Here is a 26,399-nt window from a genome sequence, read left to right on the forward strand (position 1 = left end):
TAAATGAATTTAGATAACCTAAATCAATTACCTATCACAGATGCACACAATGGCTTTTTCGCTTGTTGTGGTTCCACTTCTTGGGCCGAAGGCATGACAACGGCGCGCCCATTCTCCTCTACCAAACACCTGATAGAGACCGCGACACGCTTGTGGTATAAAGAATGTACGGAAACCGATTGGCGTGCCTCTTTTGCACACCATCCCAAAATTGGTGATTTAGCTTCGCTTCAGAAAAGATTTGCGGCCACCCGCCATCTTGCAGGCGTCGAGCAGTCCGGCGTTTTAGAGGCCGATACCGATATTTTACATGCTTTGACTCAAGCAAATAATACTTATGAACAAGCCAATGGCTTTATTTTTATTGTTTGCGCAACGGGAAAACGTGCCGATGAGATGTTGATGCGCTTAAACGAACGGCTGACGCACGAAACCACCGAGGAAGTCCGCATAGCAATGGGTGAACAACACAAAATAACCCTCATCCGGTTGCAAAAATGGCTTCACGCCGCAGATTGGTCCGTGCTAAAAGTGAGCCAACTCACCACACATGTTTTGGATACTTCGTTGGGCGAAACTGGAAAAGATATCGCTATACGTCTTCAAGAACGCAATGCAAGAGGACATTGGCATACCTTTGCCTTTGGCATAACCAATCATGATGGCAGGGTTACAGATTTATTGCCTCCTAACTACCTTTTACCCCCCAAAACCTATCGCTTGGTATTTGATACCGGGCACTATTTTACCACACGCAACCTAGTAACCTTTTACCCCGAAGTAGAAATACAATTTAATATTTGGGATGCCAGTCATTACCACGTTCCCTTGCTACTCAATCCCTTTGGTTACGCTACGTATCGCGGCAGTTAAAGACATCCTTCCTCATTCAATGCCATAACCCCTTAAAAAATATGTCATTATTGACTATAACTCCCGATCAGAAAGAACAAGTTTTTAGTGAGCTCAGATCCGCCAATCTGGCCTTTCAGCAAAAATATCCCGGTGACCGTCCGGACCGCCAACCCGTACACACGGTCTATGGTGGTGCAAATTTATTCCGTCGCAACTCCATCCCGGCGTTGGGCAAGCGGGCTTTAGAAACCCTACATGCTTATGCGCCTGATTTTTTGACTTTTGGTCGCGTCTTTGGCTTGGATGGCATTGAACAGGTTTCCGAAAACGAGTCGGCTCTGGAATTGGAGGCCTACCTCATCACCCTCTCCGCAAAAGAGCGGCGGGCACACCCCGCTGGGTTGGCCTTAGAGATTTACCAGAAAGTACACCAAAAACTACAAATTGAGGCCATAGAGGACTTTCGGGTAGACTTTGAGGACGGTTATGGCAACCGTTCTAATGCAGAAGAGGACGAAACCGCCATTTTTACGGCAAAAGAAATGGCACAAGGTATGAAGGAAAATACCCTTTCGTCTTTTATCGGTATTCGGATTAAACCCTTTACTGAAGAGATGAAAGAACGCGGATTACGCACCTTAGACTTATTCCTGACCACGCTGGTACAAGAAACCAATGGCATCTTGCCGGAGAATTTTGTGGTTATGCTCCCAAAAGTAACCATTCCGGAACAGGTCAGTACCCTCGTCCGCTTTTTTGAATGGCTAGAAACGGCCTTGGGCCTGCCTCCCCAATCCCTTAAAATGGAGATTATGGTAGAAACCACACAATCTATTATGGATGACGTAGGCATCAACCCATTGTTCCGCTTTATTCGTGCCAGCAAAGGACGTTGCATCGCAACCCATTTTGGAACATATGATTACACTGCTTCGTGTAGTATCACCGCCAGATACCAAGAAATGGATCACCCTGTATGCGATTTTGCCCATCATATGACGAAAGTAGCCTTGGCCCACTCCGGTATTTGGTTATCCGATGGTGCGACCAATACCATGCCCATTGGCCCACATCGAGGCGAACACCTTACCGAGGCCCAGCTACTTGAAAACCGAACCGTGGTACACCGTGCCTGGCGAAAAGGCTACAACCATATCCGGCATTCCCTCTGGAATGGCTTTTATCAAGGCTGGGACCTAAATCCTGCTCAGTTGCCTATGCGCTATGCCGCTGTTTTTGCTTTCTTTCTGGAAAGTTATGAAGATGCCGTTGCCCGTCTTAAAACGTTTGTGGAAAAAGCCGCACGTGCCACCCTGATCGGCGATGTTTTTGACGATGCCGCAACCGGTCAAGGCTTGCTTAACTATTTCTTACGGGCACTAAACAGCGGCGCCATTACCGAGGAGGACGTTTTGGAAACAGGTCTCACCCTCGACGAAATTCGTGGCAGGTCTTTTAAGGCCATTTTGGAAAGCAGAAGAGCACAACAACTCTAAAAACTTACTGCCGACGGGTTTTGATTTCGATTACCCCATTATTGCCACGAAAACCATAAAGGGCCATGGCATCAGGGCCTTTTAATACCCGAATGTCTTCTACATCATATGGATTGACCATCAGCAGAAAAGCACCATTGGCTTCTTTGATAAGCGGGACGCCGTCTAAAACAAACAAAGGCTCGTTGTCTCCCTGAATTGAGTTGACGCCCCGTATCCGGATTTGATACCCGCCCGCAGTTGGGATAACCTGTACGCCTGGTACGCGTCCTCGGAGCATTTCAACCACGTTCGCTACAGGACGATCATAGACTTCCTGTCCCGACACCGTGGAAATATTCATGGTGTCGCGGCTTCTGTCACGGTTTTCTTCAGTGGCTTTGCCCGTGCTTTTACATCCGGCAAAGGGGAGCCAAAGCAAAGGCAAAAGCGCCCATAATAAGGTGTGTTTACGATTTTTCATGGATGACTCCATTTGGTAAAGAAGTATTTATTTTTTAACGCACCTCTTTATAAAAGGTTCAAAGAAGTGGTGGTCTAATGCTTTTCCATTGAGGCGCGTTCATAAGCAAAAAAATTACAGTACCTCTTCCCCCATGGCACCATAAAGAGGTTTCTAAGCCCTACTTCTCACCTCTTTTGGGATACGCTTTGGCTTATATTGGTTATTGAGGCGTATATAGAGCAACACACCTTATATTCTGGTGATATCTTACCTGCTTCCACGCCTGACATCCCAAACCCTTTTAAATCATGAAAAAAACCTTCTTTTTAATCCTATTTACGTCCATCTTTACAGTTCAGGCACAAAAAATTGAGGCCGTCAGCCGGTATAGTTATTACACCCACGAAACCAAAGCCGCTATTTTGGTTTTTGGCCCCGACATCGAGTTGGTTGAGCAAGTTTATGTAGAGAACCAAGTTTTAACCCGTATTGCACAGACCTTGGAGTATCAAGAGTTTGAATGGCGTTTGGGCACCTTGCCATTGGGGACAACACCACTTAACATTCAGGTACTGCTTAAAAATGGGCAGCGAATCACACAAAGTATTGAGATAACCCGATTAGAACCCAAGCCAAACGAGGTAAAAATTGACCGAATTACGGGTGGGCTATTGGTAAACCAGTTACCGTTTTTTCCGTTTGGATTTTATGCCTCTTCGCCGGTTGGGGATATTGCCCAACAAGAAGTGTATAATGCGATGAACCTGATTGGGGTTTATCAAACCAACGACGATGAAACCCTAGCCGAGCGAAAGGCTTATATGGATGAATGTGCCAGGCTGGGCATGAAAGTTAATTATGGCGTAAATGGATTGGTTGGGGGTGGGCACAATCGTCCTGACCTGAGCATATCGCCCGAAGAGGAAGCACGGCGTTGGACAATACTTCGCAAAGAGGTAGAAACCTTTCGCGACCATCCCGCCTTATTGTCATGGTATATGAACGATGAACCCGATGGGCAGAGCCGGCCACCAGCCTTATTGGAAAAAGCCTACCAAATTATTCGGGAAGTGGATCCCTACCATCCGGTTACGGTAGTATTTGTGATTCCGGAGAAAGCATCACTTTTTGCGTCATCTCACGATATCGCCATGACCGATCCTTATCCCATTCCTGGCGATGTAGATGCCGTTCGAGCATATATGCGCCCTCTGAATGAATACTTTCGGTTCAAAAAACCACTCTGGTTGGTTCCTCAGGCGTTTGGAGGCGGTGAGTTCTGGCTCCGAGAACCTACCGCAGACGAGATTCGGGTAATGACCTACTTGGGATTGATTGAAAATGCAATGGGCGTTCAGTATTTCATCCGGCAATATCCCAACATTCGCCCCCAGTCGAGGGTCACTTGGAATGGAGCGGTTGCCGTTGCACATGAAACGGCCATGTTATATCCTTGGCTGTTTTCCACCAAACAACGGATAGCAATTGAAACCAATGTGCCAACGGTTTCCGGAAAAGTATTTGATGATGGTGAATCACTATTGGTTCTTTTGGCCAATACCCAAAATCAACCTGCCCAACTCCAATTTAAGGTTCCATCCACTCGTAACGCCACAGCCGTTCAAGTGTTGTTTGAAAATAGAAGCATTCCAGTAGTAGATGGTCAAATACAAGATGTGATCATGGGCTATGGAACGAAAGCTTACCGCATTGATTTTACCACCCCCCCAACACAAACCAAAAACCTGTTTGTCAATCCGGGTTTTGAATCTTTTTTCAGCCCTGCCGCACCGTATGGTCTGTACCTAAGTACCAGTAAACGACCAGCATATAATGGAACCACCTTGTTCCTAACCGCCGAGACATCACATACGGGACGTTATGCCCTTCGATTACGAAATCCGGACGATCAACTTTCGCAAAAACTGACGTTCTTTCGCATGATGGTTCAACAAAATCAGTCGTATTTAATTCAGTTTTATGCAAAAGGAACCACCTCCCAAAAGCCGGCAAAGTTACAGGTCATGATCGAAGACTTGGCATGGAAACAAACCATCGCGCTTGACTCCACTTGGAAAGCCTTTTCGTTTTGGGTTCCGGTAGATAAATCCATTGCCGAAATGCAATTAGGTTTTGAAACCATCGGTGAGGGTACAATCTGGTTAGACGATGTAACAGTGGTACAAGAGCCTTCTTTTGATGTAGCTATGCTACCCGATAAATCCGCAGCGTTGCGCATAACGGCCAACTTACCAGATGTTTCGGTAAGAGTAACAACCCTTGCCTCCCCTAAAGACAACGACTTCCGGCCTTATAAAGGGCCTATTACCACCCGCCAAAATGTAACGTATCAGGTGGGCTTATTTAAAAACGGCCAACGCATACAGACGATCCCTGTTGAAATCCCTTTAAGCCAAGCAACCTTTGGAGAACTACAGTTAGATACGCCCAATAGCCCCAAATATGCAGGAAGAGGCCCTAAAACCTTAACCGACGGACAATTTGCACCATTGGATTTTAAAGACAAAGGATGGTTAGGATTTGACGGGAAAGATGTGGTTTTTACCCTGAAATTAGATAAGCCAACATCTATATCAACTGCTAAAATTCACTATTTGGTGAGTGTTTCAGATGGTATTCATGCACCATTGGCCCTTCAGGTGGACACTTCTTCCGATGGACGTCGGTTTGAACCCCTTGGCGCTACCGAAAATATAACAGGTTCTAAACATGGACCTGCACATTATCAGGAATTAGCGGTCAAAGGCACAAAACGAATGGCACACCAGCTACGGTTTACCATTAAAAGCCCTAAGATTATTGGCCCTTCTTTCCTCTTCGCCGGGACCAATGCCTGGATTTTCTTAGACGAAGTCTTGGCTTTTTGAGTAGGGCCACTTCGGTAGCTTCAAGTTTGGAACGTATCCATCCAGTTGCCAGTGAAACCGAATGTATCAACATCAGCAAACAACCGATCGAAATTTTGCAGCATGTTTCACCATATCCTTTCTCCACTTAATCATTCATTAACATGAAAACCTTACCTACACCCGTCACCCCTCTCCTTTGTCTCCTATTCCTCGGCGTTTGGGCTGCATGCACCCCACCCAAATCCGACAAGGATTATACCGACCGGATGCATGCCGAGCATCAGCACGAAAACCCAACTGCGACCCCTGCAACCACGCATGACATCCATAAAGATGCGGGTAAAATGATCACGTTTGGAAGAGAAGACGGACAAGAATTCAAGGGGTATTATGTAAAGCGTAGCGATACCAAAGCAAATGCGCCCGGTCTGATCATGATTCATGAATGGTGGGGATTAAATGACAACATCAAGGCCATGGCCGAAAAGTATGCCGCATTAGGGTATAAAGTTCTTGCAGTGGATATGTATAACGGAACCGTAGCAACCAAGTCCGATGAAGCCATGCCCCTTATGCGGGCCGCAACGAACGATTTTCTTGGAAGCCGCAAGATACTGAAGGCAGGTTATACGTTTTTGAAGAACGAAAAAGCCGCCAAAATTGGATCCATTGGCTGGTGTATGGGAGGTTTTTTCTCCCTTCAAGCCGCAATTGCACTGCCCCAAGCATTAAATGCCACAGTCATTTATTATGGCGATGTCTCCAAAGTCAGCCGAGACGAGCTTGCATCATTACAAATGCCCATTCTTGGACATTTTGGCGGATTAGACAAAGGAATCCCCCTTTCCTCGGTTCAGCAATTTGAAGCAACCCTGCGCGATTTAAAAAAGAACGTAACCATCAACGTATATGATCAGGCAGACCATGCATTTGCCAACCCTTCCGGCCAGCGTTATAATCCAGTTGCCGCCGAGGACGCCTGGAGCAAAACCCAATCCTTCTTTCAAAAGCATCTACAATAGCGGTCATAAATTTCTGCAACACATTTTCACCAACTTTAAAGCCGAGCAATACTTATATTTAGAGGCTAAATATCCCTGCTTCCTGATTTTTTTCAGTAAGCTCATTTAAAAACCGATCCATAGGGAACATCATCATGGCTCTAAACATGTACGACATGCTGTACATCCTCAACCCAGTGTTGACGGACGAGCAGCAAAAATCAGAAATTGAGCGCATCAATGCGTTCATAACCGAAAACGGTGGTACCATTCAAAAGGTGGACACTTGGGGACTTCAAAAGTTAGCCTATCCGATTCAGAAGAAGCGTAATGGGTATTATGTAAACGTGTACTTCGAGGCACCGGGTGAAATCATTGTTCGCCTTAAGCGTTTAATGGAAATCTCGGACAACCATTTACGTTATCTGGTGCTCAAATTTGATGCAAAAATGACCCGTAACTACGAAAAAACTGCTTCCACCAGCCAAGAAGAGGCCCAGGCTTAACCCTTAAAACCCAAACGATCATGGCACGCCGTACAGAAAAAAACAATACGCGCACAAACTCCGGCCTCGCTCCGCTTAATAGCAATACGCCGGTGACCCAACCCCGTCAAAAACGCAAAAACCGTCTCGGGGAAATTGAATTTGTAGATTACAAAAACGTGGAATTGCTCCAGCGTTTCATCAATGATCAGGGCAAATTACTCCCTCGCCGGATTACAGGCGTCACCGCCAAACAACAACGTTCGGTAGTAGAAGCGGTAAAACGCGCCCGCCAAATGGCCCTCTTGCCCTATGTTGCCGATAACCTCAGCTAATCCATCAAGACCAGAAAAGGAGACCTGATCATGAAACTGATTCTAAAACAAGATATTGATAAACTGGGCTTGGCCGGGGATATTGTAACGGTAAAAGATGGTTATGGCCGTAATTATCTGATTCCCCACGGCTTTGCGGTAATCGCTTCGCCCGGAAACATTCGCCATGCCGAGGAAATGAAAAAGCAGGCGTCCCTCAAATTGTCGAAAGTGAAGCAAAATGCAGAAGCACTTGCAGCACGGCTTGGGGGCATCGAACTGGAAATCCCAGCAAAAGTGGGCGAAGAAGGCCGTCTCTTCGGAACCATTACGACCACGACCATCGCAGAAGCCCTGACACATAAGGGTGTGGAACTGGACCGTCGGAAGTTGGTACTGAGCGAAGATATCCGGAATGTAGGGGTTTATTCCGTTACTGTTCGTTTACACAGTGAAGTGGAAGGCACTTTCAAAGTAAAAGTGGTTCCGGAAGCCTAATTGCAGGCAACAGCATACCATAATGGGGTTCTGAATTTTCAGCACCCCATTTTTGTTTGAGACGACGCTTTCATGGGATTTACGTTAAGACTTGCATCCCCAAGTCGAACACACGAACTTAGGCATACGACATCCCAAACATTCATGAATACCAACTCCCACACTCCAAACCGCCGCCATTGGTCCATGATCGTAAAAACCGTATTATTGGCTGCATTTTTTGGTTTCCTTTTTGTACTCTGGACGGCGTTCCAATCCTCTGGCAGAAGCATTCCATCCTATTTGATAGGATTATTCGGTGCATTTATTTTCTACTTCACGGGTTCCTATGTTTTATCCTTGGTGGGTTTTCTACAAAATCGTATTAAAAATGAATCTGCATCTGGAATATTATTGGATAAAGCCGCTCTATTGATTGCTCTTTTTACAATCGGTAGTACCGCCGGAGCCCATGCCATGAGCTGGTACACCCGAATATCATTGTCGGAAAGAACGGTCTTCTGGCTTTGGATTTTGGCCGTTTTAACGATTTTCTTAATGGGACTTTCAAAGTGGGTGCAGATTTTTTATCAAAAAAGGCTGTCCCAGCATATTTCGACCGGAGAAAGCCAGACCTAAACGGCTATCCTTCGGTATTTCACCTACTGAAAGGGTCAATTTGCTGTAAAAGCATTCCGCCTCTTTGCCCAAATGTCTTAGTTTGCGGCCAAAATGTTGGGGTTCATGATTTAATTTTATCAATCATATGTTCGAAAACACGCTATCTAAAGATTTTCTACGAGACATCGTAGGCGAAGATGTCACAAAAAAACGGTATCCAACCATCATTACCCGCTTCCCTCCAGAACCGAATGGGTATCTACATATCGGCCACGCCAAAAGTATTGTACTAAACTTTGGCATTGCCGCCGATTTCCACGGACGCTGTCACTTGCGTATGGACGATACCAATCCAGAAACAGAAGAAACCGAATACGTAGAGAAAATTATTGAAATGATACAATGGTTGGGGTATGACTGGGGGACACACCTCTATTTTGCATCCGACTATTTTGATCAGATGTATGAATATGCGCTGACGTTGATCCAGAAAGGGGTCGCATATGTGGACTCTCAGACCGACGAAGAAATCCGCAAAAATCGAGGATCATTAATTGAAGCGGGGGTAGAAAGCCCGTACCGCAACCGATCTATTGCTGAAAACCACGATTTGTTTATCCGGATGAAGGACGGAGAATTTCCAGATGGGGCACATGTATTGCGGGCAAAAGGTGATATGAGCAGCCCTAATATGAAGATGCGGGATCCCATTCTGTACCGCATCAAACATGCCAGCCATTACCGGACCGGAGATAAGTGGTGTATTTATCCACTCTATGATTATGCGCACCCCCTATCTGATGCCATTGAGCACGTTTCTCACTCGTTCTGTACGTTAGAATTTGACAACAACCGTGCCATCTACGATTGGCTAATGGAACATCTCTGGGAAGCCCCCCGTCCGTACCAATATGAATTCGCACGAATGAATCTAGATTATACAATTGTTTCCAAACGGAAATTATTGCAATTAGTGCGGGAGAAACATGTTTCTGGCTGGGACGATCCACGGATGCCAACATTGGCGGCCTTAAGAAGACGTGGTTTTACTCCTGCTTCCATCAGGACTTTTGCCGAGAAAATTGGGGTAGCCAAAACCGAAAATCGTATTGATATTGCGCTTTTAGAGTGGGCAATCCGCAATGATCTCAACTTTTCGGCCCCACGCAGGATGGCAGTCTTAGAACCCCTAAAAGTGGTTTTGACCAACTGGGCAGAAAACCAAACCGAAGTACTCCAACTTCAGAATTTCCCTCCGGATGTCATAGAAAAAGGAGGCGGAGACGACTCCGTCCGGGAACTGATCTTTGGAAAAACATTATACATTGAGCGGGAAGATTTTGCCGAAAACCCTCCCAAAGGCTGGAAACGCTTGGTTCCCGGCGGAGAAGTTAGATTAAAAGGAGCTTACATCATTCGTTGCGACGAAGTCATCTATGATGCTGATGGACACGTCTCGGAAATCAGGGCTACCTACGACCCTGCGACAAAATCTGGACAGGATACGACAGGTAAAAAAGCCACCGCCATCCACTGGGTTTCTATGGCAACAGGCATTCCCGCAACATTCCGTCTGTATGACCGCCTGTTTTCGGTCCCAAATCCAGAAGATGGAGTGGATGACTTTAAACAAAACCTAAATCCCCATTCCCTTGTACAATTACAAGGCTTTGTGGAACCGGCAATGGCTTATGATCCTCCCGAAACCCGTTGGCAATTGGAACGACAAGGTTATTTCTGGCCGGATCCAGTAGATTCTACACCCGATCATTTGGTTTTGAACCGGATTGTCACGCTGCGTGATAGCTGGGAAAAGCAGGCTTCCTCCGAAAAAACCATTGTTAAACCAAAAGAGAAAAAAGCCACCACGAAGACGACCCGCGCAGAAGCAAGCGATGCCGCCAAACAGTTGGCACAACAATATGGAATAGACCTGCGTCAAGCCGAAATCATCGCCCATAGGTTGGAATTGACAACCTTATTTAGCCAGACTGTTGATCTGGGCGCAGATGCCACTTCGGTGTCTGCATGGGTTTCCAATGAGGCCAATAAGATTTTGAACGACGGGCAACCCCTCGTCTTGAATCCAGCTCATTTATTCGCCTTGATTCAGTTGATCGCAAACGGTATAATCGGTGCAACCACTGCAAAACAGGTATTCTTGGCGGTACAAGCAAGTGGAAAAGACCCCGCTTTGGTAGTTGAAGAACAGGGATTACAACAAATTAGCGATCCTGACGTTATTCTTGGCTTTGTGCAAGATACCTTAGCCGCTTTTCCTGAACAATTGGCACAATACAAGAGCGGAAAAACGCAGTTATTGGGTTTTTTCACGGGAAAAGTTATGCAGGTTTCCGGCGGAAAAGCCCATGCAGCCATACTCCATCGGATATTAACCGAGGCGTTAGCATCCTAAATACGTTTTACTCGCGCATGGATTTTGCCGCCGCTTCTTCCTCTTCTAAGCGACGTTTGATTTCTTCACGAAGCCGCCGGGCCTTTTCCTCGGCGGCTTTTGTGGCTTGTAGTACCCGCTCCGCTTCTACGGTATCCAAGGCATGAAGGCGGTCCTTTGCCTGATTAATCCGTTCGCCTGATGGTCTTAAATCTAACTGTGCCAAACAATACCGGATTAATTCTTCGCGTCGGTCTGGATCTTCGATAAACCGATTCACCTCTATCCGTTTTGCGAGCGGATCCAATCCCGTGGCAAGCAATTTGAACGTGCGATCCACAAGATGGGTTTTCCCCTGAAACCAATCATCGTGTAAGAGATAGGTCACCAAAACCATCATGCGCAATCGGTTTCGGTCTAATCCAGAATTGGACGTAAAAGGGGATAAATCTGGCCAGTATGCGCCGGGTGTCCCTTGGATAAACCGCAACAAATCACCCACCAAGGCTGGTACCGATAAATCACCCTTGTTTTTGATTACAGGTTCGTACAAGATGACTTCGGGAGTGTCTATCAGGCGCCGGGTTAATTTTTCCAAACGCGGACCTTCTTGGTTCATGGCGTTTGTCGGTTTATACCTTTCAAGGCTTCTCGTTTGGACAGAGGCATAAGCGGATTTATTTTCAAAAATTCCGAAACAAAGGTGGGGTCCGTCGCTGCATAGGACCGCAAGGCCCAGCCGATTGCTTTTTGGAGGAAGAATACCTCGGAGGTTGCATTTTCGGCAATACTACGGGCCAACAACGCCACATCCGTTTTTTCCTTTAAACGACGTTGGAAGATAATAACTGTCCTGCGAAGCCAAAGATTATCGGATGAAAGCCATCGGTTTGTAACCGCTTGTTTTTGTTCGGGATACCGTTCAAAAAATGGCGCTACCCATTCGGTTGAAATTGCATCTACGGTATCCCACCAAGATTTAGAAAGAATACACCACTCGAACAAGCGCCATTCTTCGGGCTGCCATTGGTTTTTACATTTTGCTCCCAGTTCAATGGCATTATAGTGCCACTCACGCGGCAGTAAATCCCACATTTCGCGAACGACCACGCGGTAGTCGGCGGGAAGTCCATTCATTTTAAAAAAATCCCGTAAAACCGTTTTTCGTTCTGGACTTTTTAGTCCCAAAAACGGAAATTGATCCCGCATGTATCGGGCCATAGGCGCTGCATTGTCAGGCCGAGCCAACATTTTCATGGCCTCGGATAGGGGCCACAAATAAGACGAAGGAATCGGTACGTCTTTTCCCATGTTAAACAGATGCTAATAATGGCAAGCACTTCACAATTTGCTAACAATTTAAAACCAAGATACGTATTCTGTTTATTATTTTCAATAACGGATAATGGTTTGTTCTCTCGCAGGCCCTGTGGAGACCAACCTGATAGGAACACCCACAAAGGATTCTACAAATTGGAGGTAGTTTCTGGCTGTATCTGGCAAATCGTTATAGTCGGTAATATGCTCAATGTCTTCCTTCCATCCCGGATAGTCCGTAAAGACGGGCGTTACCCGTGCCAATGTTTGCAATTCACTTGGAAAGCGAGACGAGACTTTATCATCATAACGATAAGCGACTGCCGCTTGTACGGTTTCTAAGCCAGAGAGGACGTCTAATTTTGTAATGGCCAGCTCTGTGAGTCCGTTTATCATGGCTGTATATTTCAAGGCCACCAAATCCAGCCATCCTGTTCTACGTGGACGCCCAGTGGTGGCACCGAATTCATGCCCTACACGTCGTATTTCTTCTCCCACTTCGTTTTCCAATTCAGTTGGAAAGGGTCCATTTCCCACACGAGTAGCATAGGCTTTGGCAATCCCAATAATACGGTTGATGGCCGTTGGTGGAATACCGAGACCTGTACAACAGCCTCCAACGGTAGGATGACTAGAGGTGACATAAGGGTAGGTTCCAAAGTCCACGTCTAATAAAGCCCCTTGCGCACCTTCTGCCAATACATTTTTCCCTTCTTTCAGGGCAAGATTCAGGTATTCGGCGGTATCTGTCACAAAAGGATCTATGAGTTTATCAAACTCTACATACTCCTCGATGATTTGATTGACCTTTAATCCCTCAGAGCCATATAGGTGTTTTAGTAAGGCATTTTTTTCCTCGATAGCGTTTTTTAGCTTTTGCGCAAGGACATCTCGGTTCAACAAATCCACCACCCGAATACCAGAGCGGGCAAATTTATCCACATATGCAGGCCCAATCCCTCGTCCTGTGGTTCCAATGGCTGCTCCTCCGGAAGAGCGTTCCTTTGCTTGGTCTAACGCTTTATGGTAAGGCATGATGAGGTGGGCATTGTGGGATATGAAGAGGCGCCCATCCACTTCATATCCGAGATCCCGAATCATCCGAATTTCTTCCATCACCGCTACAGGGTCTATGACCACACCATTGCCAATTACACATGCCACCCCTTCCTGAAAAATCCCACTCGGTACCAAATGTAGGACAAATTTTTGTTGGACACCCGTTTTTTCGTCGGTCCAGATGATGGTATGGCCAGCATTTGCGCCGCCCTGATACCGTGCCACAATTTGACACTCTTTACTGAGCAAGTCCACCAATTTTCCCTTTCCTTCGTCGCCCCATTGCGCGCCAATAACAACCGAAACAGGCATATGATCATGATTTGGAAGTGACTAAAAAACAAAAAAGCACCACGGAATTACGCCCCGCGATGCTTTATACAAGATACAACTTTTTAGACAAGCCTAACTGTAAAATTTCCGTTCATCCATATCTCAGGCCAAGGCTTCTTCTAAGGTATCAAAACTAGTAAATACCGAATTTAGTTTTGTCAGATTGATCAAATTACGAATTTTATCTGGCACTCGACAAAGCCTTAGATCACCTCCGCCATTGCGCATGGTAATCATACCACTGATAAGCATTCCTAAGCCACTGGAGTTCATAAAGGAAACCTCGGCAAGATCTGCTATAACCCGTTTTTCCCCTTCATCCAACAACGTGTGCAACATTTCGTTTAAGCGGGCGCCATCCGGCCCCCCCATAGCAGGACCGTTTAAGGAAATAACGGTTCCGCTTGCTTGTTTTTCAATTTTTAGTTCCATATTGAGTATGCGTTAAAAGCCCAACATACGGAGATTCCAACAAATAGGTTGTACCCATTTTGTTTATTTTCGGTTAAGAGACATTAGCCATCATCGTTTTATTGCTTTTTCTGTTGGCGAATTCCACCGATCAATAGCCAAACGAGCATTAAGGCCGTTAAGGGCAGCGCAAAATACCACATGGCCGCTTGAAAAGAGCCAAGCCAATCATTTTCTGACCCGGTTGCCAAAATCAAGTAGAGGGTATAGGCTACGTAATACAGAAAAAACAGCGCTCCCCGCAAACGGGTAATGGTTTTACCTGCAAAGAAAATGGGAAAACAGGCCAAAGCAACGGCTATCATTACAGGAAGATCAAAAGCAAGTGCGGCATCAGAAATGTGTATGCCGTGAGGCGATACCAATCCTGATAAGCCCAATACACAAAGGATATTGAAAATATTGCTTCCAATAACATTACCCACGGCAATATCACGCTCGCCTTTAAGGGTGGCCGCCACCGAAGTCGCAACCTCTGGTAAAGAGGTACCAATGGCCACAATGGTCAGGCCAATCACCAACTCGGAGACACCGAGCGAACGGGCAATATCGGTTGCCGACGTGACGAGCCAGTTTGACCCCAGAATGAGCAGCACAAGCCCTGCCACAATCCAACCGATGTTTACCCAAAGAGCGCCTTGTTGTGCTTTCGGGAACTCCGCCTCAATCTCCGATCCTAACGCGCTGTTTTTTTCCTTGCGGCTTTGGTATATCTGAAACCACGTATAAGCAATTGCGCCTGCCGTTAAGACCAAGGCGTCTATCTTGCCCAATAAGCCATCAAACCCTAAAGCAAATAAAAGCAGCGAAGCTCCCATCATCACGGGAACATCTATTCGGATCAATTGGGTGTGGACAATGAGCGGCGAGATGAGGGCCGAAACGCCCAAAATAAATAACACGTTGAAGATATTGCTTCCTACCACATTTCCGATGCTAATGTCCGCAGATCCGGCATAGGCGGCCATGGTACTGACCGTAAACTCCGGCATACTGGTTCCATAGGCCACAATGGTTAGCCCAATGATGATTGGAGAAACGCCCAGAGACAAGGCAAGATTAGAAGCGCCTTTCACCAAATAATCTGCCCCTAGCACCAAAAGTACCAAGCCTGCGCCCAACATCAAAAAAGTTAAAAGGGTCATTTTAAAAGGTAATTTAAGAATAAGATAAATATTAAAAGCGCCGGAAGGAGGCTCTTTGGGAAAGACTACTTCCGGCGAAAAACACAAACCAAGGGCCGTTATTATTTTGTGCTCTTGCGTAGTTTTAGATCCAAAACCAACGCAGAGGCAATATAAACGGAGGAATACGTACCGAAAAGAATACCAACACTCATGGCAAAAGCAAAGCCACGAATGGTTTCCCCACCAAAGATAAACAATACGATAGCCGAGAATAGGGTTGTCATAGAAGTGATAATCGTCCTGCTGAGCGTACTATTCATGGCCTTATTCATGATGTTATAGAAGGTTTCGCTTTTCAGATCGTGCATGTATTCCCGCACGCGGTCAAATACGATTACGGTATCGTTTACGGAATACCCCACAATGGTAAGAAAAGCGGCAATAATGGTTTGGTCTATCTGAAGTGGAATCGGTAGTAGGCCATTCAGGAGCGAGAAAAGCCCCAACGTGATGGTCACATCATGAAAGGTTGCCGCCAAGGCCCCTACCCCAAACTGCCAGCCACCATAAGAATAAAAGCGTATCAAGATATACACAAAAATCATAACGAGTGCCGCTACTACCGAGTAAATGCCCGCTTGACGCATATCTTCGGCAAAGCGCGGCCCAACGACGTCCGATCCGACCATTTTGGCCTTTGCGGTAGGATAAAGTTTATTAATGGCTGCAAGGGTGGCAGCCTCTTGAGAAGCGTTGCCTTCGGTTGATGCCGAACGCACCAGAATATCCGAACCTCCATAGGCCTTCACCTCCACTTCAGAACCCAATATCGGCGCCAGTGTGGCCTTAATCCGGTTTACATCTACCGTGCCAGAAACACCAATCACCATTTCCTTCCCACCTTTAAAGTCAATGCCGACGGCTAATCCACGCACGACCAACGAAACAATGGCAATACTCGTCAGAATCAGCGAAAAAATGTACGCTTGTTTCCGATACGCCATAAAATCAAAATCTAAGTTATGTAGAACTCTCATGGAATTAAAATCTTTGGGTCAAAAAAATTGTAAAGTCGCTCTTTTAAGCAACATCAGGAGACCGATCAACCGTAAGTGACGGTGCGTTTTCCATCTCCACTATACCACTCCGAGAACATCCGTGTTACCACGAGAGCGGTAAACAAGGTGGTCGCAATACCTGCCATCAGCGTTACCGCAAACCCCTTAATGGGACCAATCCCAAAGGAGTATAAGATGGCCGCAGACAAGAATGTGGTGATGTTGGAGTCTAAAATGGCTGAGAGCGCTTTCGCGTATCCATCGTGAACGGCCATTTTATAGCCCTTTCCGTGATCCAGTTCTTCCCGAATCCGTTCAAACACCAGAACGTTGGCATCCACCGCCATCCCCATCGTCAACACAATACCTGCAATCCCTGGTAGGGTGAGGGTCGCACTAAACGAGGCCAGAATGCCAAAAAGAAATACGATATTTAGCAACAGGGCAATCACCGCAAACACCCCACCTAAGCGATAATAGAACATCATGAAAACCCCGATCACCAAAAAGCTGATGATGAGCGACCACTTTCCGGCTTCAATTGAAGCGGCTCCCAAACTGGGTCCAACCGTCCGTTCCTGAACAATGGTTACGGGTGCAGGTAAGGAACCAGATTGCAAAACCGTCACCAAGTCTTTTGCCTCCTCTACACTACCCATGCCATTGATAGAGGTACGGCCCCCTGGGATTTTCTCGTTGATCACCGGATAAGAGTACACCACATTGTCCATAGTAATGGCAACCTGTTTGCCTACATTGGCTCCCGTAAGACGCGACCAAATACCAGCGCCTTCGCTGTCCATGGTAAGGGAGACTTCTGGTGCATTGGTGAACTGATCGAACTGGGTATCGGCATTGGTAATGTAGTCTCCTTTTAGTTCCACTTTTGACCGAACGGCTAGATAGTTATACACTTCTTTTCCGGGCTCACCACTCGGCTGTACGGCCCACATCGGTACGACACCAGCCGGCATCATAGCCCGTACTTCCGGACGACGGAACATCTCTGCTACCTTGGCGGTGTCTTTTTTGGCGGCAACCCCAAACGTAGTCCCCCCAACTGGCGTAAAGATGGCCAGCAATGGGTTTTTAGCATTATCGGCTTTCGGTGTTTCCTTTTTGGTAGTGTCTGCCTTTGCGGCTTTAGAGGTATCTGCAGGCGTGTTTTTCCCACCGTCGCGGTAGAATGCCACAATTTTTTCGAGGGAAGCCGCCACCTCATTTTGCTCGGCCATCAGGTGAAACTGCAACTGTGCGGTTCCACGGAGCAGTTTCCGTACCCGATCAGCATTGGCCACCCCCGGCAACTCGACCGAAATCCGTCGGGTTCCTTGCTTCACAATGGAAGGCTCGGCCACCCCGAATCGGTCCACCCGATCACGTACAATTTTAATGGCGGCATCCATCGCCTTGTCTGCCTGTGCGTTCAAATAGGTCTGTATTTCGGCATTTGTAGATTTGCGGGTGATGCCTTCGTCGGTATTACGAAAATATCGAGACAGGCGCACATTCGCATCTCGTTTTTCAAATTCCTGAACAAAAGTGGCAATAACGTCCACGTCACTGGTTCTGGCGTTCGCTCCAGCAGTCTTAAGCACCTTATCAAACTGCTCATCGCGGTCGGTTGCCAAGTCCCGAACAAGGGCTTCCAAGCCTACTTCTAGCGTCACCTGCATCCCACCTTGCAGGTCGAGGCCCAAGTTCAGTGGGCGCTCGTTTTTGGTTGTGGGATAGATCAGATAAAACAATGCGATTACGAGAAGACCGATGGTCGCATATAGTCTAAAACCACCTTTCATAAGGGTTTATTATTTATAGGTTTGTAAATAGAATAAAGACAAAGATTCAGCAGGATTGACAACTGCCATCCTGTCAGTATGGAATCCACGAAGGTACGATACGTCCTTCAAACTGACCACAAAAACGACTAGGGCCCCATCGGGCAGACGTCATGGGCGTCTAAAATAAAGGAATTGGGTAGAGAACGTGTAGCGTAGGAAAGACTTTCCTCGATTCCGGTTGCATGTAATGCCAGTATAGACTCTGGCAAGACGGCGGTCAACGTGCGGGTTAAAGAAAGGAATTTAGCCGATCCCGCATCGGTAAGTGAAGCCTGGATAGGTGGTGGTTGTAACGAGAATCCAAATAAGCGCGCCTTGAGCTGAATCAGAAGGACTTCATCCGGCTGTGAAAATTTCAGATCAAGGAGCAATCCAACTGCCTCTGTTTTACGAATAGCACGTATAAAGCCCAACAAAAATTCGTCTGTGCTTGCGGGATGTAGGGAAACCGATGCGGAAATGGCTTCCTTAATTAGGCTTTTTCCCTCCGGATTAAGTTCCGCAGAGAGCCATTGCACCCGTTGTTGAGCACTTTGTCCTGCAACAGCAAATGGCACTCCCAATGGAGAGGTCATACCTACCAGTAGCAGGACTACACATAGTTGACGATATTTTTGGGGATACGGAAAAGACATTAAGCACGATGATTGCTATAGAGCCTTTTAAGATACACAATCTTTGACCTTATTGCAATCCCCAAAAACCTACTGTGGGTACAACATCAATAGAGGCTACCCAGTTGTGAATAGCCTTTTGATTAAAAGGAATAGCCTTTTGATTAAAAGATGGACTCCTATTTCAATCAAAGAAACGACCGATATTACCTATATCTATGGTTGTTTTTTGTGTGAAACCATCTTCTGAAGGGTAATAGTGATACAAATTACTGGTTACGCCATCTTCCGTTCTCCAAAAACGAAATTTGTACTGACGGTCTATGTCGCACCCAAAATCTAAAGAAGAACTTTCCGTCATGCTTCCTTTAGCAGGCACGTAAAAAGCGTCCACATGGCTGGGCCAAATTCGTGCCCATAAACCGTTTTTGATTTTCACTTTGCTAAAAGACGTGCTCACTAGAATCTTTTGTGTGGACTTATTTTCCATTTTAATGGTAATGGCACACCCTTTTACCCAGAAAGTTTTAGAAATGGTTTGTGGTCCAGCGTGGGCCATATGGGGTGTGAGGCTACCGATTAATAGAGCAGAAGCGACCATGGCAATGGCAGCAAAGGATAACATCCAAGTTTTTTTCATGATGGTATTCATTATAACATAAATGGATTAGGAAGCAGGTATTTTTTAACAAGACGACGGAAAATCTCTTGATCCTGCTCATCCACTACAATCCCCCACGAAAAATCATTCCGAAGACTCGACCCATTGCACAGCGTGTTTCATCAACTCGGCGGCAGAAGTAAGGCCCAATTTGTCCTTAATCCGGGTACGATACGATTCTACGGTTTTCGGTGATATATGCAAACGTTCTGCAATTTCGCCCGACTTGTAGCCGCGCCCGGTCATCTCAAAAATCTCCAATTCGCGATCACTGAGAATTTCTAACGGAGACTGACCAATGGGCCGTCTGCCGGGCATCATACTCTGAATCAGGCGTTCATTGATGGCGTCACTGATATAGATTCCCCCACCCAAGATTTTCCGGATGGCCTCGATAATCACTTTTCTGGCTTCCACTTTCATCACATACCCCTTTGCGCCGCTCCGAATGACCCGCTCCGCATACAATTGTTCATCATGTCGAGACATCACCAACATTTTGAGTGTTGGTTTCAGGGCAGACATATGCTTCACCAATTCAAGCCCACTCATTCCTGGTAGGGAGATGTCCACAATCAACAAATCTATATGGTGCTTATCAATAATTTCCATCGCCTCTTCTGCACTTCCAGCCATTGCAACGATGTTAAAATCCGGTTGACTTTCTAAAATCATGGCCAATCCTTCACGCATCAGCGGATGGTCATCAACAATAAAGAGATTATACATACAACAATATATTTTGGGGGTGATGGTTTTTATTCTAATCTAAGTGTAAAACACCTGTTCCAAGAGGTTGTGTGCAGGTGATGATGGTTCCGCCTTTTGAGGAGTTTCGGATATCCAAGGTACCTCCAATAAGCCGCGCACGGTAGTTCATAATGTGAACCCCCATCCCCCTTGGCTTGTTAAGTGCAGGAAAGAATCCGGTGCCATTGTCTTTGATACGCAACCGGAGTTGATCACTTCCAACTGCCAGTTCTACATGTATTTGCGAGGCTTTCCCATGTTTGACCGCATTGCTAATTGCTTCCTGTACAATGCGATACAAATGGATGGCACTGGGATCTGTATAGGTATCATACTCGCCGAATACCTCAAAAAAGCACTTAATCCTAAAAATTTGTTCGGCTTGGTGACAAAGACGTTCGAGTGCTGAGGCCAGTCCATAGGCTTCGAGTTGGACAGGCACCAAGCCCCGGGCCAAAAAGCGGGCAAATGTATCCGCTTCTTCTAAATGGCGGACAATTTTCTGGGCTTCGTTTGCAAGGGGGTTTTTCTCCCGCTCCAGTTTCATGGCCAAGTTGTCTGCCATCAGACTGAGGGCTGTTAACATCTGACCAAGGCCATCGTGAAGATCTTGCCCAATGTTTCGACGTTCTTGCTCGCTGATTTGCAGAATCTCCTTTTCCAATTCGCGTTGTTTGGTTACATCGCGCACAATGCCGCTATAAATCCGCCGGTTTTTAAGAACCACTTCATTCACGGCCAGATCCATCGGAAAAACAGAACCATCTTTTCTCAGGCCCTGTACTTCTCGACCAATACCGATAATTTTTCGGACACCTGTAGAGTGATAGTTATTCAGATACAAGTCATGCTCACGCTTATATGGATCAGGCATTAACATGCGGATATTTTTACCAATTACCTCTTCGGGTTGGTAACCAAATATTTTGGCCGCAGCCGGATTAAAGGTTTCAATATGGCCTTGGTCATCTATGGTAATGATTCCACTGATCGTAGATTCAAGAATGGCGTTGGCGCGTGCCTCCATATCATATAGGGCGGCCTCGGTGTGCCGTTGCGATGAAACATTTTCCACCAATAGTACCCGGCTCGTACCCGGCGTTCCAATGGAAGCCTCGGAGCACGATACCGACACAATGACCTCGCTACCAGATTTATGCTGGCCTGTCACCTCATCTCCCCTTAATCCAAAAGCACGACGGATGGCAGGGGCAGAAATCTTCGGAATAATGCACTGTATTAAACGCCCGTTCAATTCTTCTTTAGGATAGCCAAACATTTTCTCGGCCACCGTATTACACCACAAGATTTCGTCCTGTGCAGAAAGTTCAAAAATGCCTAAGGGCAATGTATTGTAAAACCTCAGATGCTCCTTTACTAACCGCTCGCGATCCAACTGCACTTCCTTAAGTTTGCGTAAGCGAAGGATTTTTTTCAATTTCACCCGAAGCATGTTCTCGGTTGTGGGCTTTATCAGGAAAGCATCCAATCCAAAATCCACCAGATTGGCCAGCATTTGATCGGTATCGGGTGGCAAAATGCCTAACATTACAACTGGCCTGAGCGCCTGGGCCTGTCGGATAATCCCTTCTGCCGCTTGCGTGTTCGGAATTTCTATTATCAGAATATCCGGTGGGGCGCCCTCCAAAGCAGCATAAGAAGGCAATCTGGAAATCACCTTCAGTTCATCGGCAGCTGAACCAAGACTTCTTTCCACCTGTTCAATAAACCCAGAAGTAGTGCTAAAGAGCCATATTTGCATGAAAATCCCAAAATGAAAAACCGCTATTGTATCACTTGTTTTAAAATAAGTTGGTGATACTTTATTCTATGTAGGCAATTCCCTTACAATCTTGCCCTAATTACCCTACACCCTGCTACCAATGAAGTGGGCAAGTATGCACAAGGCATTGCCCACACCATTGTATTGATTGTTTTTTATAATTTCAAATGAGAGGAAGAACCGTTCATTATATCCGAAACCGCAATGCTTTCTGCACATCAAATTTTAATTCCCTTTACAGAGATCAGTGATATCTACGCTTTAGCCGAGGTGGCTGATTCTCTTGGGAAAATGCTCAACAGCACCTCCCTGCATTTAATTTATCTGCCTCGGATGTCGGTACTGAACAGCGCGAAAGCCGCTATTACCGATTTAGACGACCTTTCTGATGCCCATCCAGCAGGACTCACCCAAGAAATAGAGCGTCGTCTAAGTGAAACAAAACATTTTCTTAAAATCCGTGGGATAGAGGTGTCTATCGAAGTAATTCCCACTGAATATCCTTCCGAGTCCATTTTAAAAGCAACCATGCGGCTACGGCCCGAAATGGTGGTCATGACTACTTCCGCTAAAGGAAAAGAACGCTTGTCAGAAGAACAACAAACCCTTAAACTTTTGTTAAGAAAGGGCGGTGTCAATGTGATGATGGTTCCTCTACGGAATGCTGAACAAGTACTTTTTTCCAGTCCTGAACGCATTCTTGTCCCCGTTGATTTTTCCGGTTATGCTCGTGCAGCCCTTACGGTTGCCAAAGAGCTGGCTCACGAACTACCTCATTCACGGCTAATGGTTCTTAATGTGGCGACCCAATCAGCGGGCTATTTGGCTCCCCAAGTTCATAATTGGGAGTATCAATTTGCACGGGATCGTATTCGCATGTCGCTATTCCAACGCTTAGAAGGCTTTATCCACGATACCCATGGCCCCGATGCCCAATATGATCTGGATATTTTGTTTGGCGATCCGGTTCATCAGATCCTTACGACGGCTACCCGCTCCAGAACCGACCTCATCGTTATGTCCTCCCACGGCCTGAGTGGTATTGAACGATTGATGATGGGCAGTGTCACCGAAGGCGTGATGCGCCAAGCCTCCGTCCCCTTGTTGGTGGTGAAAGCTTCCGACGTTCCAACAGGCATGATCAATGCCCCTCTTTTGGCGGCAAGTGCATAGTTTTTCCGAACCCTAACCCCTGTATAACCATGCTCCATATTAAACGCATCCTGATTCCACTTGATTTTTCTCCGGCATCGGTTGCCGCAGCCGAGTACGCACTCGCTTTTGGAAAAGAACTTGATGCCCAAGAAATCCACCTGATCCACATATTGGTTCTTGGTCCCGCAAACGATTTATACACGGATGTTTTGGATGTTCAGGATCCACAACACCATCTCCAAAACCTTCCGTTAGAGTGGCAAGAAACGTGGCATCGGCTACAACACCGGGCCGAATCTACGGGTTATGTTTTTGTCCCTGGAATGTTGCAATCAGATTCTATTGCGACCCCATTGGTCAAATATGCACAAACCCATAAAATTGATTTGGTGGTAATGGCTACCCATGGCCGCACCGGGATTGCACATCGGCTTCTGGGGAGTGTGGCAGACGGCTTAATTGAATATGCCCCTTGTCCTGTACTCACCCTCCGTGCCGATCTTGCAGAAAAACCATACCAAGATGTACGAAAAATTTTGGTTCCTTTAGATTTTTCGGAACGCTCGGCAGAAGCCCTTCGGGTGGCACGAGAATATGCACAGCGGACAGATGCGGGGTTGACAGCCTTGAATGTGATTGCTCGTACCGAACACTCCGACCTACCCGCCTCCCCGTGGGAGAAAGCCTACAATGATAAAAACCCGGATGTCCGGCAAATTCATAAATTAGAAGCCTTTATTCGTTATGCTGGTGGACCTAAAGTGCGCTTACAGACCGCTTTGATGTATGGAGACCCGGTAGAAGCTTCACAAATTTATTTAGAGGCGTATCCTCAAGACCTGATATTGATGTCCACCCGCGGACGTTCTGGAGACGGACTTTTCCACTACGGAAGCACCGCAGAGGAATTGGTTCGACGTGCCCCATGCCCTGTACTCACCTTTAAACAAGGAGACCGTATCCGATTTAAACACGCCCGCAAAAAAACGAGTACTGCTGAAGCTTAAGCGCCGTGTCGTTACGATTTTGACCACCTAACTCCCCAAAATCATGTTGACGAAAGCTAAATTACTGATTCCGATAGATCGGACAGATGCCTCGTATGATCTCGTTCCTTTTGCACGTGCTTTTGCGCTTGAGTATGGAATACGGGAAATTCATTTGGTACATGTATTGCCTCTCAATCCTCCTGTTGGTTCCTTAGAACCCTTGCTTCAAGCCACCCTTCCGGTATCGGACCTACCCGTTTTGCAGGAAGAATCCAAGACCTATCTGGATCAATTCGCACAAAAGGTCTTGGCAGGTGGCTTCGAAGTACACCAAGCCGTTTTATACGATTGGGATGTGGCCAATGCCTTGATCCGTTACACCGAGGACCAGCAAATAGACTTGGTAGTAATGGGTACACACGGCCGTAAGGGCTTAAACCGCCTCTTGATGGGCAGTGTCGCCGAAAAGGTCGTCCGCGAAGCCCCGTGTCCGGTATTAACAGTCCGCCCTGACGCAAATTTGGTAAAACCCGCATTGATCCGACGGATTGTGGTCCCTACCGACTTGTCTAAGCATGCAAAGATGGCCTTTAAGGTTTCTCTGCATTTGGCCGCTCGGCATGGAGCAGCTATCCACCTACTCCATGTGGTGAATGAGGAGGGGCTTCCACCTTTCTATGACCCATATTGGAATTATAACAAAAGCAAAGAAGCCCTACGTTCTAAGGTATATCGCCTCCTCACCAAGTTTATGGAAGAAACCGAAGGGCCGTCTGTTCAGGTAAATCGGGCCATTCGGTTTGGTCAACCCGAAAAAGAGATTATAGCTTTTGCTTCTGGTATTAATGCAGACCTGATCGTCATTCCAACGCATGGACTAACAGGTCTGGCACATTTTCTAATGGGAAGTATTACAGAAAAAGTTTTACGGAATGCCACCATTCCTGTTCTTACCCTTAAATCCTTTGGTAAACACATTAGCCCACTGCTTGCCGAAACCCCCTTGCCAGAGGAGTCATCCCCTGCATAAGTCATTATTAAGCAGAAGCGGTTTTTTTTATCACCCAAATTTAACGACTGCCATGCTGTACGCCCGCAAATTACTGCTACCCATTGAGTTTTCTGAAATGTCTTACGTGGCTGCCTCATGGAGTCTTGGTGTAGCCCGTAAATTGGGCATTCAAGAGGTACATCTTGTTCATGTTGTTCAGATGAACCCTGCCCCATCGGTTGCATCCGTTTCCCAAAGAACCCATTCGGGGCACGAAATCCGAGATAACATTCCACCCGCCTTTATGGCCCCTTGGGAAAGTCTGACCCAACAAGTCATTCAAGAAGGCTTTCGGCTGAGGATTGAAGTCTTGGAAGCCACCGATATTACCCAAGCCCTTGTAACGTATTCCGAAAGCCACCTAATTGATCTGATTGCACTGAATACCCATGTCCGGACGGGCTTTGCAATGGAAATTTTGGGAAGTGTTGCAAAAAGCCTTATTCGATATGCGCCTTGCCCAGTTCTGACCCTAAGGGTAAGCAATCAACAGTTATACAATACCCAGTCTGTTCAGCAAATTTTGGTTCCGATTGATTTTTCGGACCGATCCAAACAGGCCGTACGGATTGCAAGAGCCATTGCCGAGAGAATAGGCGGCGAAATTACGGCATTCCACGTTGAACCAATGAATGGTCCACCGACACACCACTCTCAGTGGGAGCGGCAATATGATGCCACCCACCCCCATGTTACCCAAACGCCTAAATTGGTTGAATTCCTCCATACGGCATCTGGCCCAAGGGTAACCTGTCATACCGCACCGCTCTTTGGGGACTTGGTTCCGGCAACCCTGCAATACCTCGCCCGTTATCAGCATGACCTGATCGTCATTGGCACACATGAGCACCGTCAAGAGGGGCTGGGATTCACCCAGAGTATGACAGAAAAGCTTATCCAATTTGCCCCATGCCCTGTTATTAGCTTCCGGCCTTCCTCCCGTTCCTTGATTGAGTTTCATCGCACCGATGAGCGGCTTGCATTGAACTAAGCCGTTCATCATTTCTCCTACACTTTTCTAAGGTTTTTAAAAACAGATAGATAAGTGGTGGAATTGGTCATAAAAAAGCTTCTGTCATCCATTGGCGCATTTGTATATTTATGGCCTTGGGCTGAGTAAACTGTTTTCGTGTATAGGTTTTACACGACGGAAAAACTTCGGTAACGTAGAAAGTTAGGCTATGAAAATGACTTGCCTATTGATGATTATTTTTTGAACATACAAACCATT

The 26,399-nt window shown here is 46.5% G+C and carries 25 protein-coding genes; 13 read left to right on the plus strand and 12 right to left on the minus strand.

The annotated features are described in order from the left end of the window. Positions 1 to 3: 3 nt before the first annotated feature. A complete protein-coding gene (uraD, locus tag JNN12_10660; protein ID MBL7978790.1) occupies positions 4 to 873 on the plus strand; it encodes a 2-oxo-4-hydroxy-4-carboxy-5-ureidoimidazoline decarboxylase in 870 nt (289 codons plus the stop codon). Positions 874 to 914: 41 nt separating this feature from the next. Beyond that, positions 915 to 2,351: a hypothetical protein gene (locus JNN12_10665; GenBank protein MBL7978791.1), complete on the plus strand. Its 1,437-nt coding sequence runs from the start codon at positions 915 to 917 to the stop codon at positions 2,349 to 2,351. Positions 2,352 to 2,355: 4 nt separating this feature from the next. Here the strand turns inward: JNN12_10665 and JNN12_10670 are convergent, their stop codons facing one another. Then, complete coding sequence (locus JNN12_10670; GenBank protein MBL7978792.1) at positions 2,356 to 2,814, minus strand: TonB-dependent receptor plug domain-containing protein; 459 nt, start codon at positions 2,812 to 2,814, stop codon at positions 2,356 to 2,358. Between the two features lie 290 nt (positions 2,815 to 3,104). Here JNN12_10670 and JNN12_10675 point away from each other — a divergent pair, with 290 nt between their 5' ends. The 7 genes from JNN12_10675 (at position 3,105) to JNN12_10705 (ending at position 10,980) form a co-directional block, all read left to right on the plus strand. Beyond that, positions 3,105 to 5,684, plus strand: a complete 2,580-nt coding sequence (locus tag JNN12_10675; GenBank protein ID MBL7978793.1) for a hypothetical protein — start codon at positions 3,105 to 3,107, stop codon at positions 5,682 to 5,684. A 143-nt stretch (positions 5,685 to 5,827) separates the two neighbouring features. Beyond that, positions 5,828 to 6,688 carry a dienelactone hydrolase family protein gene (locus JNN12_10680; GenBank protein ID MBL7978794.1) on the plus strand — a complete coding sequence of 287 codons (861 nt, stop codon included), beginning with the start codon at positions 5,828 to 5,830 and terminating at the stop codon, positions 6,686 to 6,688. A gap of 155 nt (positions 6,689 to 6,843) precedes the next feature. Continuing rightward, positions 6,844 to 7,173 carry a 30S ribosomal protein S6 gene (gene rpsF / locus JNN12_10685; GenBank protein ID MBL7978795.1) on the plus strand — a complete coding sequence of 110 codons (330 nt, stop codon included), beginning with the start codon at positions 6,844 to 6,846 and terminating at the stop codon, positions 7,171 to 7,173. A gap of 20 nt (positions 7,174 to 7,193) precedes the next feature. Next, positions 7,194 to 7,487 carry a 30S ribosomal protein S18 gene (locus JNN12_10690; protein MBL7978796.1) on the plus strand — a complete coding sequence of 98 codons (294 nt, stop codon included), beginning with the start codon at positions 7,194 to 7,196 and terminating at the stop codon, positions 7,485 to 7,487. Positions 7,488 to 7,517: 30 nt separating this feature from the next. After that, positions 7,518 to 7,964, plus strand: a complete 447-nt coding sequence (locus tag JNN12_10695) for a 50S ribosomal protein L9 (protein MBL7978797.1) — start codon at positions 7,518 to 7,520, stop codon at positions 7,962 to 7,964. 144 nt (positions 7,965 to 8,108) lie between these two features. After that, complete coding sequence (locus JNN12_10700; protein ID MBL7978798.1) at positions 8,109 to 8,582, plus strand: hypothetical protein; 474 nt, start codon at positions 8,109 to 8,111, stop codon at positions 8,580 to 8,582. Positions 8,583 to 8,709: 127 nt separating this feature from the next. Next, complete coding sequence (locus tag JNN12_10705) at positions 8,710 to 10,980, plus strand: glutamine--tRNA ligase/YqeY domain fusion protein (protein MBL7978799.1); 2,271 nt, start codon at positions 8,710 to 8,712, stop codon at positions 10,978 to 10,980. A gap of 7 nt (positions 10,981 to 10,987) precedes the next feature. Here the strand turns inward: JNN12_10705 and JNN12_10710 are convergent, their stop codons facing one another. The 11 genes from JNN12_10710 to JNN12_10760 form a co-directional block, all read right to left on the minus strand. After that, a complete protein-coding gene (locus JNN12_10710) occupies positions 10,988 to 11,578 on the minus strand; it encodes a hypothetical protein (protein ID MBL7978800.1) in 591 nt (196 codons plus the stop codon). Next, complete coding sequence (locus JNN12_10715; GenBank protein MBL7978801.1) at positions 11,575 to 12,270, minus strand: DNA alkylation repair protein; 696 nt, start codon at positions 12,268 to 12,270, stop codon at positions 11,575 to 11,577. The genes JNN12_10710 and JNN12_10715 overlap by 4 nt, the downstream gene beginning before the upstream one ends. 81 nt (positions 12,271 to 12,351) lie before the next feature. Further along, positions 12,352 to 13,647 carry an adenylosuccinate synthase gene (locus tag JNN12_10720; GenBank protein MBL7978802.1) on the minus strand — a complete coding sequence of 432 codons (1,296 nt, stop codon included), beginning with the start codon at positions 13,645 to 13,647 and terminating at the stop codon, positions 12,352 to 12,354. Positions 13,648 to 13,770: 123 nt separating this feature from the next. After that, positions 13,771 to 14,100 (minus strand): STAS domain-containing protein, encoded by a 330-nt coding sequence (locus tag JNN12_10725; GenBank protein MBL7978803.1) that lies wholly within the window; start codon positions 14,098 to 14,100, stop codon positions 13,771 to 13,773. A gap of 98 nt (positions 14,101 to 14,198) precedes the next feature. Beyond that, positions 14,199 to 15,284 carry a calcium/sodium antiporter gene (locus JNN12_10730; GenBank protein MBL7978804.1) on the minus strand — a complete coding sequence of 362 codons (1,086 nt, stop codon included), beginning with the start codon at positions 15,282 to 15,284 and terminating at the stop codon, positions 14,199 to 14,201. Between the two features lie 101 nt (positions 15,285 to 15,385). Beyond that, positions 15,386 to 16,303: a protein translocase subunit SecF gene (gene secF, locus JNN12_10735; protein ID MBL7978805.1), complete on the minus strand. Its 918-nt coding sequence runs from the start codon at positions 16,301 to 16,303 to the stop codon at positions 15,386 to 15,388. Positions 16,304 to 16,368: 65 nt separating this feature from the next. Continuing rightward, positions 16,369 to 18,123 (minus strand): protein translocase subunit SecD, encoded by a 1,755-nt coding sequence (secD, locus tag JNN12_10740; GenBank protein ID MBL7978806.1) that lies wholly within the window; start codon positions 18,121 to 18,123, stop codon positions 16,369 to 16,371. A 128-nt stretch (positions 18,124 to 18,251) separates the two neighbouring features. After that, the gene (locus JNN12_10745) at positions 18,252 to 18,800 is read right to left on the minus strand and encodes a hypothetical protein (GenBank protein ID MBL7978807.1); all 549 of its coding nucleotides are present in this window, start codon (positions 18,798 to 18,800) and stop codon (positions 18,252 to 18,254) included. A 163-nt stretch (positions 18,801 to 18,963) separates the two neighbouring features. After that, on the minus strand, positions 18,964 to 19,419 hold the full coding sequence (locus JNN12_10750) for a hypothetical protein (GenBank protein MBL7978808.1): 456 nt from the start codon (positions 19,417 to 19,419) through the stop codon (positions 18,964 to 18,966). A gap of 105 nt (positions 19,420 to 19,524) precedes the next feature. Further along, positions 19,525 to 20,169: a response regulator transcription factor gene (locus JNN12_10755; GenBank protein MBL7978809.1), complete on the minus strand. Its 645-nt coding sequence runs from the start codon at positions 20,167 to 20,169 to the stop codon at positions 19,525 to 19,527. A gap of 34 nt (positions 20,170 to 20,203) precedes the next feature. Continuing rightward, complete coding sequence (locus tag JNN12_10760; GenBank protein MBL7978810.1) at positions 20,204 to 21,952, minus strand: PAS domain S-box protein; 1,749 nt, start codon at positions 21,950 to 21,952, stop codon at positions 20,204 to 20,206. A 225-nt stretch (positions 21,953 to 22,177) separates the two neighbouring features. Here JNN12_10760 and JNN12_10765 point away from each other — a divergent pair, with 225 nt between their 5' ends. The 4 genes from JNN12_10765 to JNN12_10780 are packed head-to-tail and all read left to right on the plus strand — an operon-like array spanning position 22,178 to position 26,159. Continuing rightward, the gene (locus tag JNN12_10765; protein MBL7978811.1) at positions 22,178 to 23,146 is read left to right on the plus strand and encodes a universal stress protein; all 969 of its coding nucleotides are present in this window, start codon (positions 22,178 to 22,180) and stop codon (positions 23,144 to 23,146) included. Positions 23,147 to 23,175: 29 nt separating this feature from the next. Next, a complete protein-coding gene (locus JNN12_10770) occupies positions 23,176 to 24,135 on the plus strand; it encodes a universal stress protein (protein MBL7978812.1) in 960 nt (319 codons plus the stop codon). 43 nt (positions 24,136 to 24,178) lie between these two features. After that, a complete protein-coding gene (locus JNN12_10775; GenBank protein MBL7978813.1) occupies positions 24,179 to 25,147 on the plus strand; it encodes a universal stress protein in 969 nt (322 codons plus the stop codon). Positions 25,148 to 25,199: 52 nt separating this feature from the next. Next, the gene (locus JNN12_10780; protein MBL7978814.1) at positions 25,200 to 26,159 is read left to right on the plus strand and encodes a universal stress protein; all 960 of its coding nucleotides are present in this window, start codon (positions 25,200 to 25,202) and stop codon (positions 26,157 to 26,159) included. Positions 26,160 to 26,399: the final 240 nt, after the last annotated feature.

Source organism: Bacteroidetes Order II. bacterium, from assembly GCA_016788705.1.
Lineage (GTDB): Bacteria > Bacteroidota > Rhodothermia > Rhodothermales > UBA2364 > UBA2364.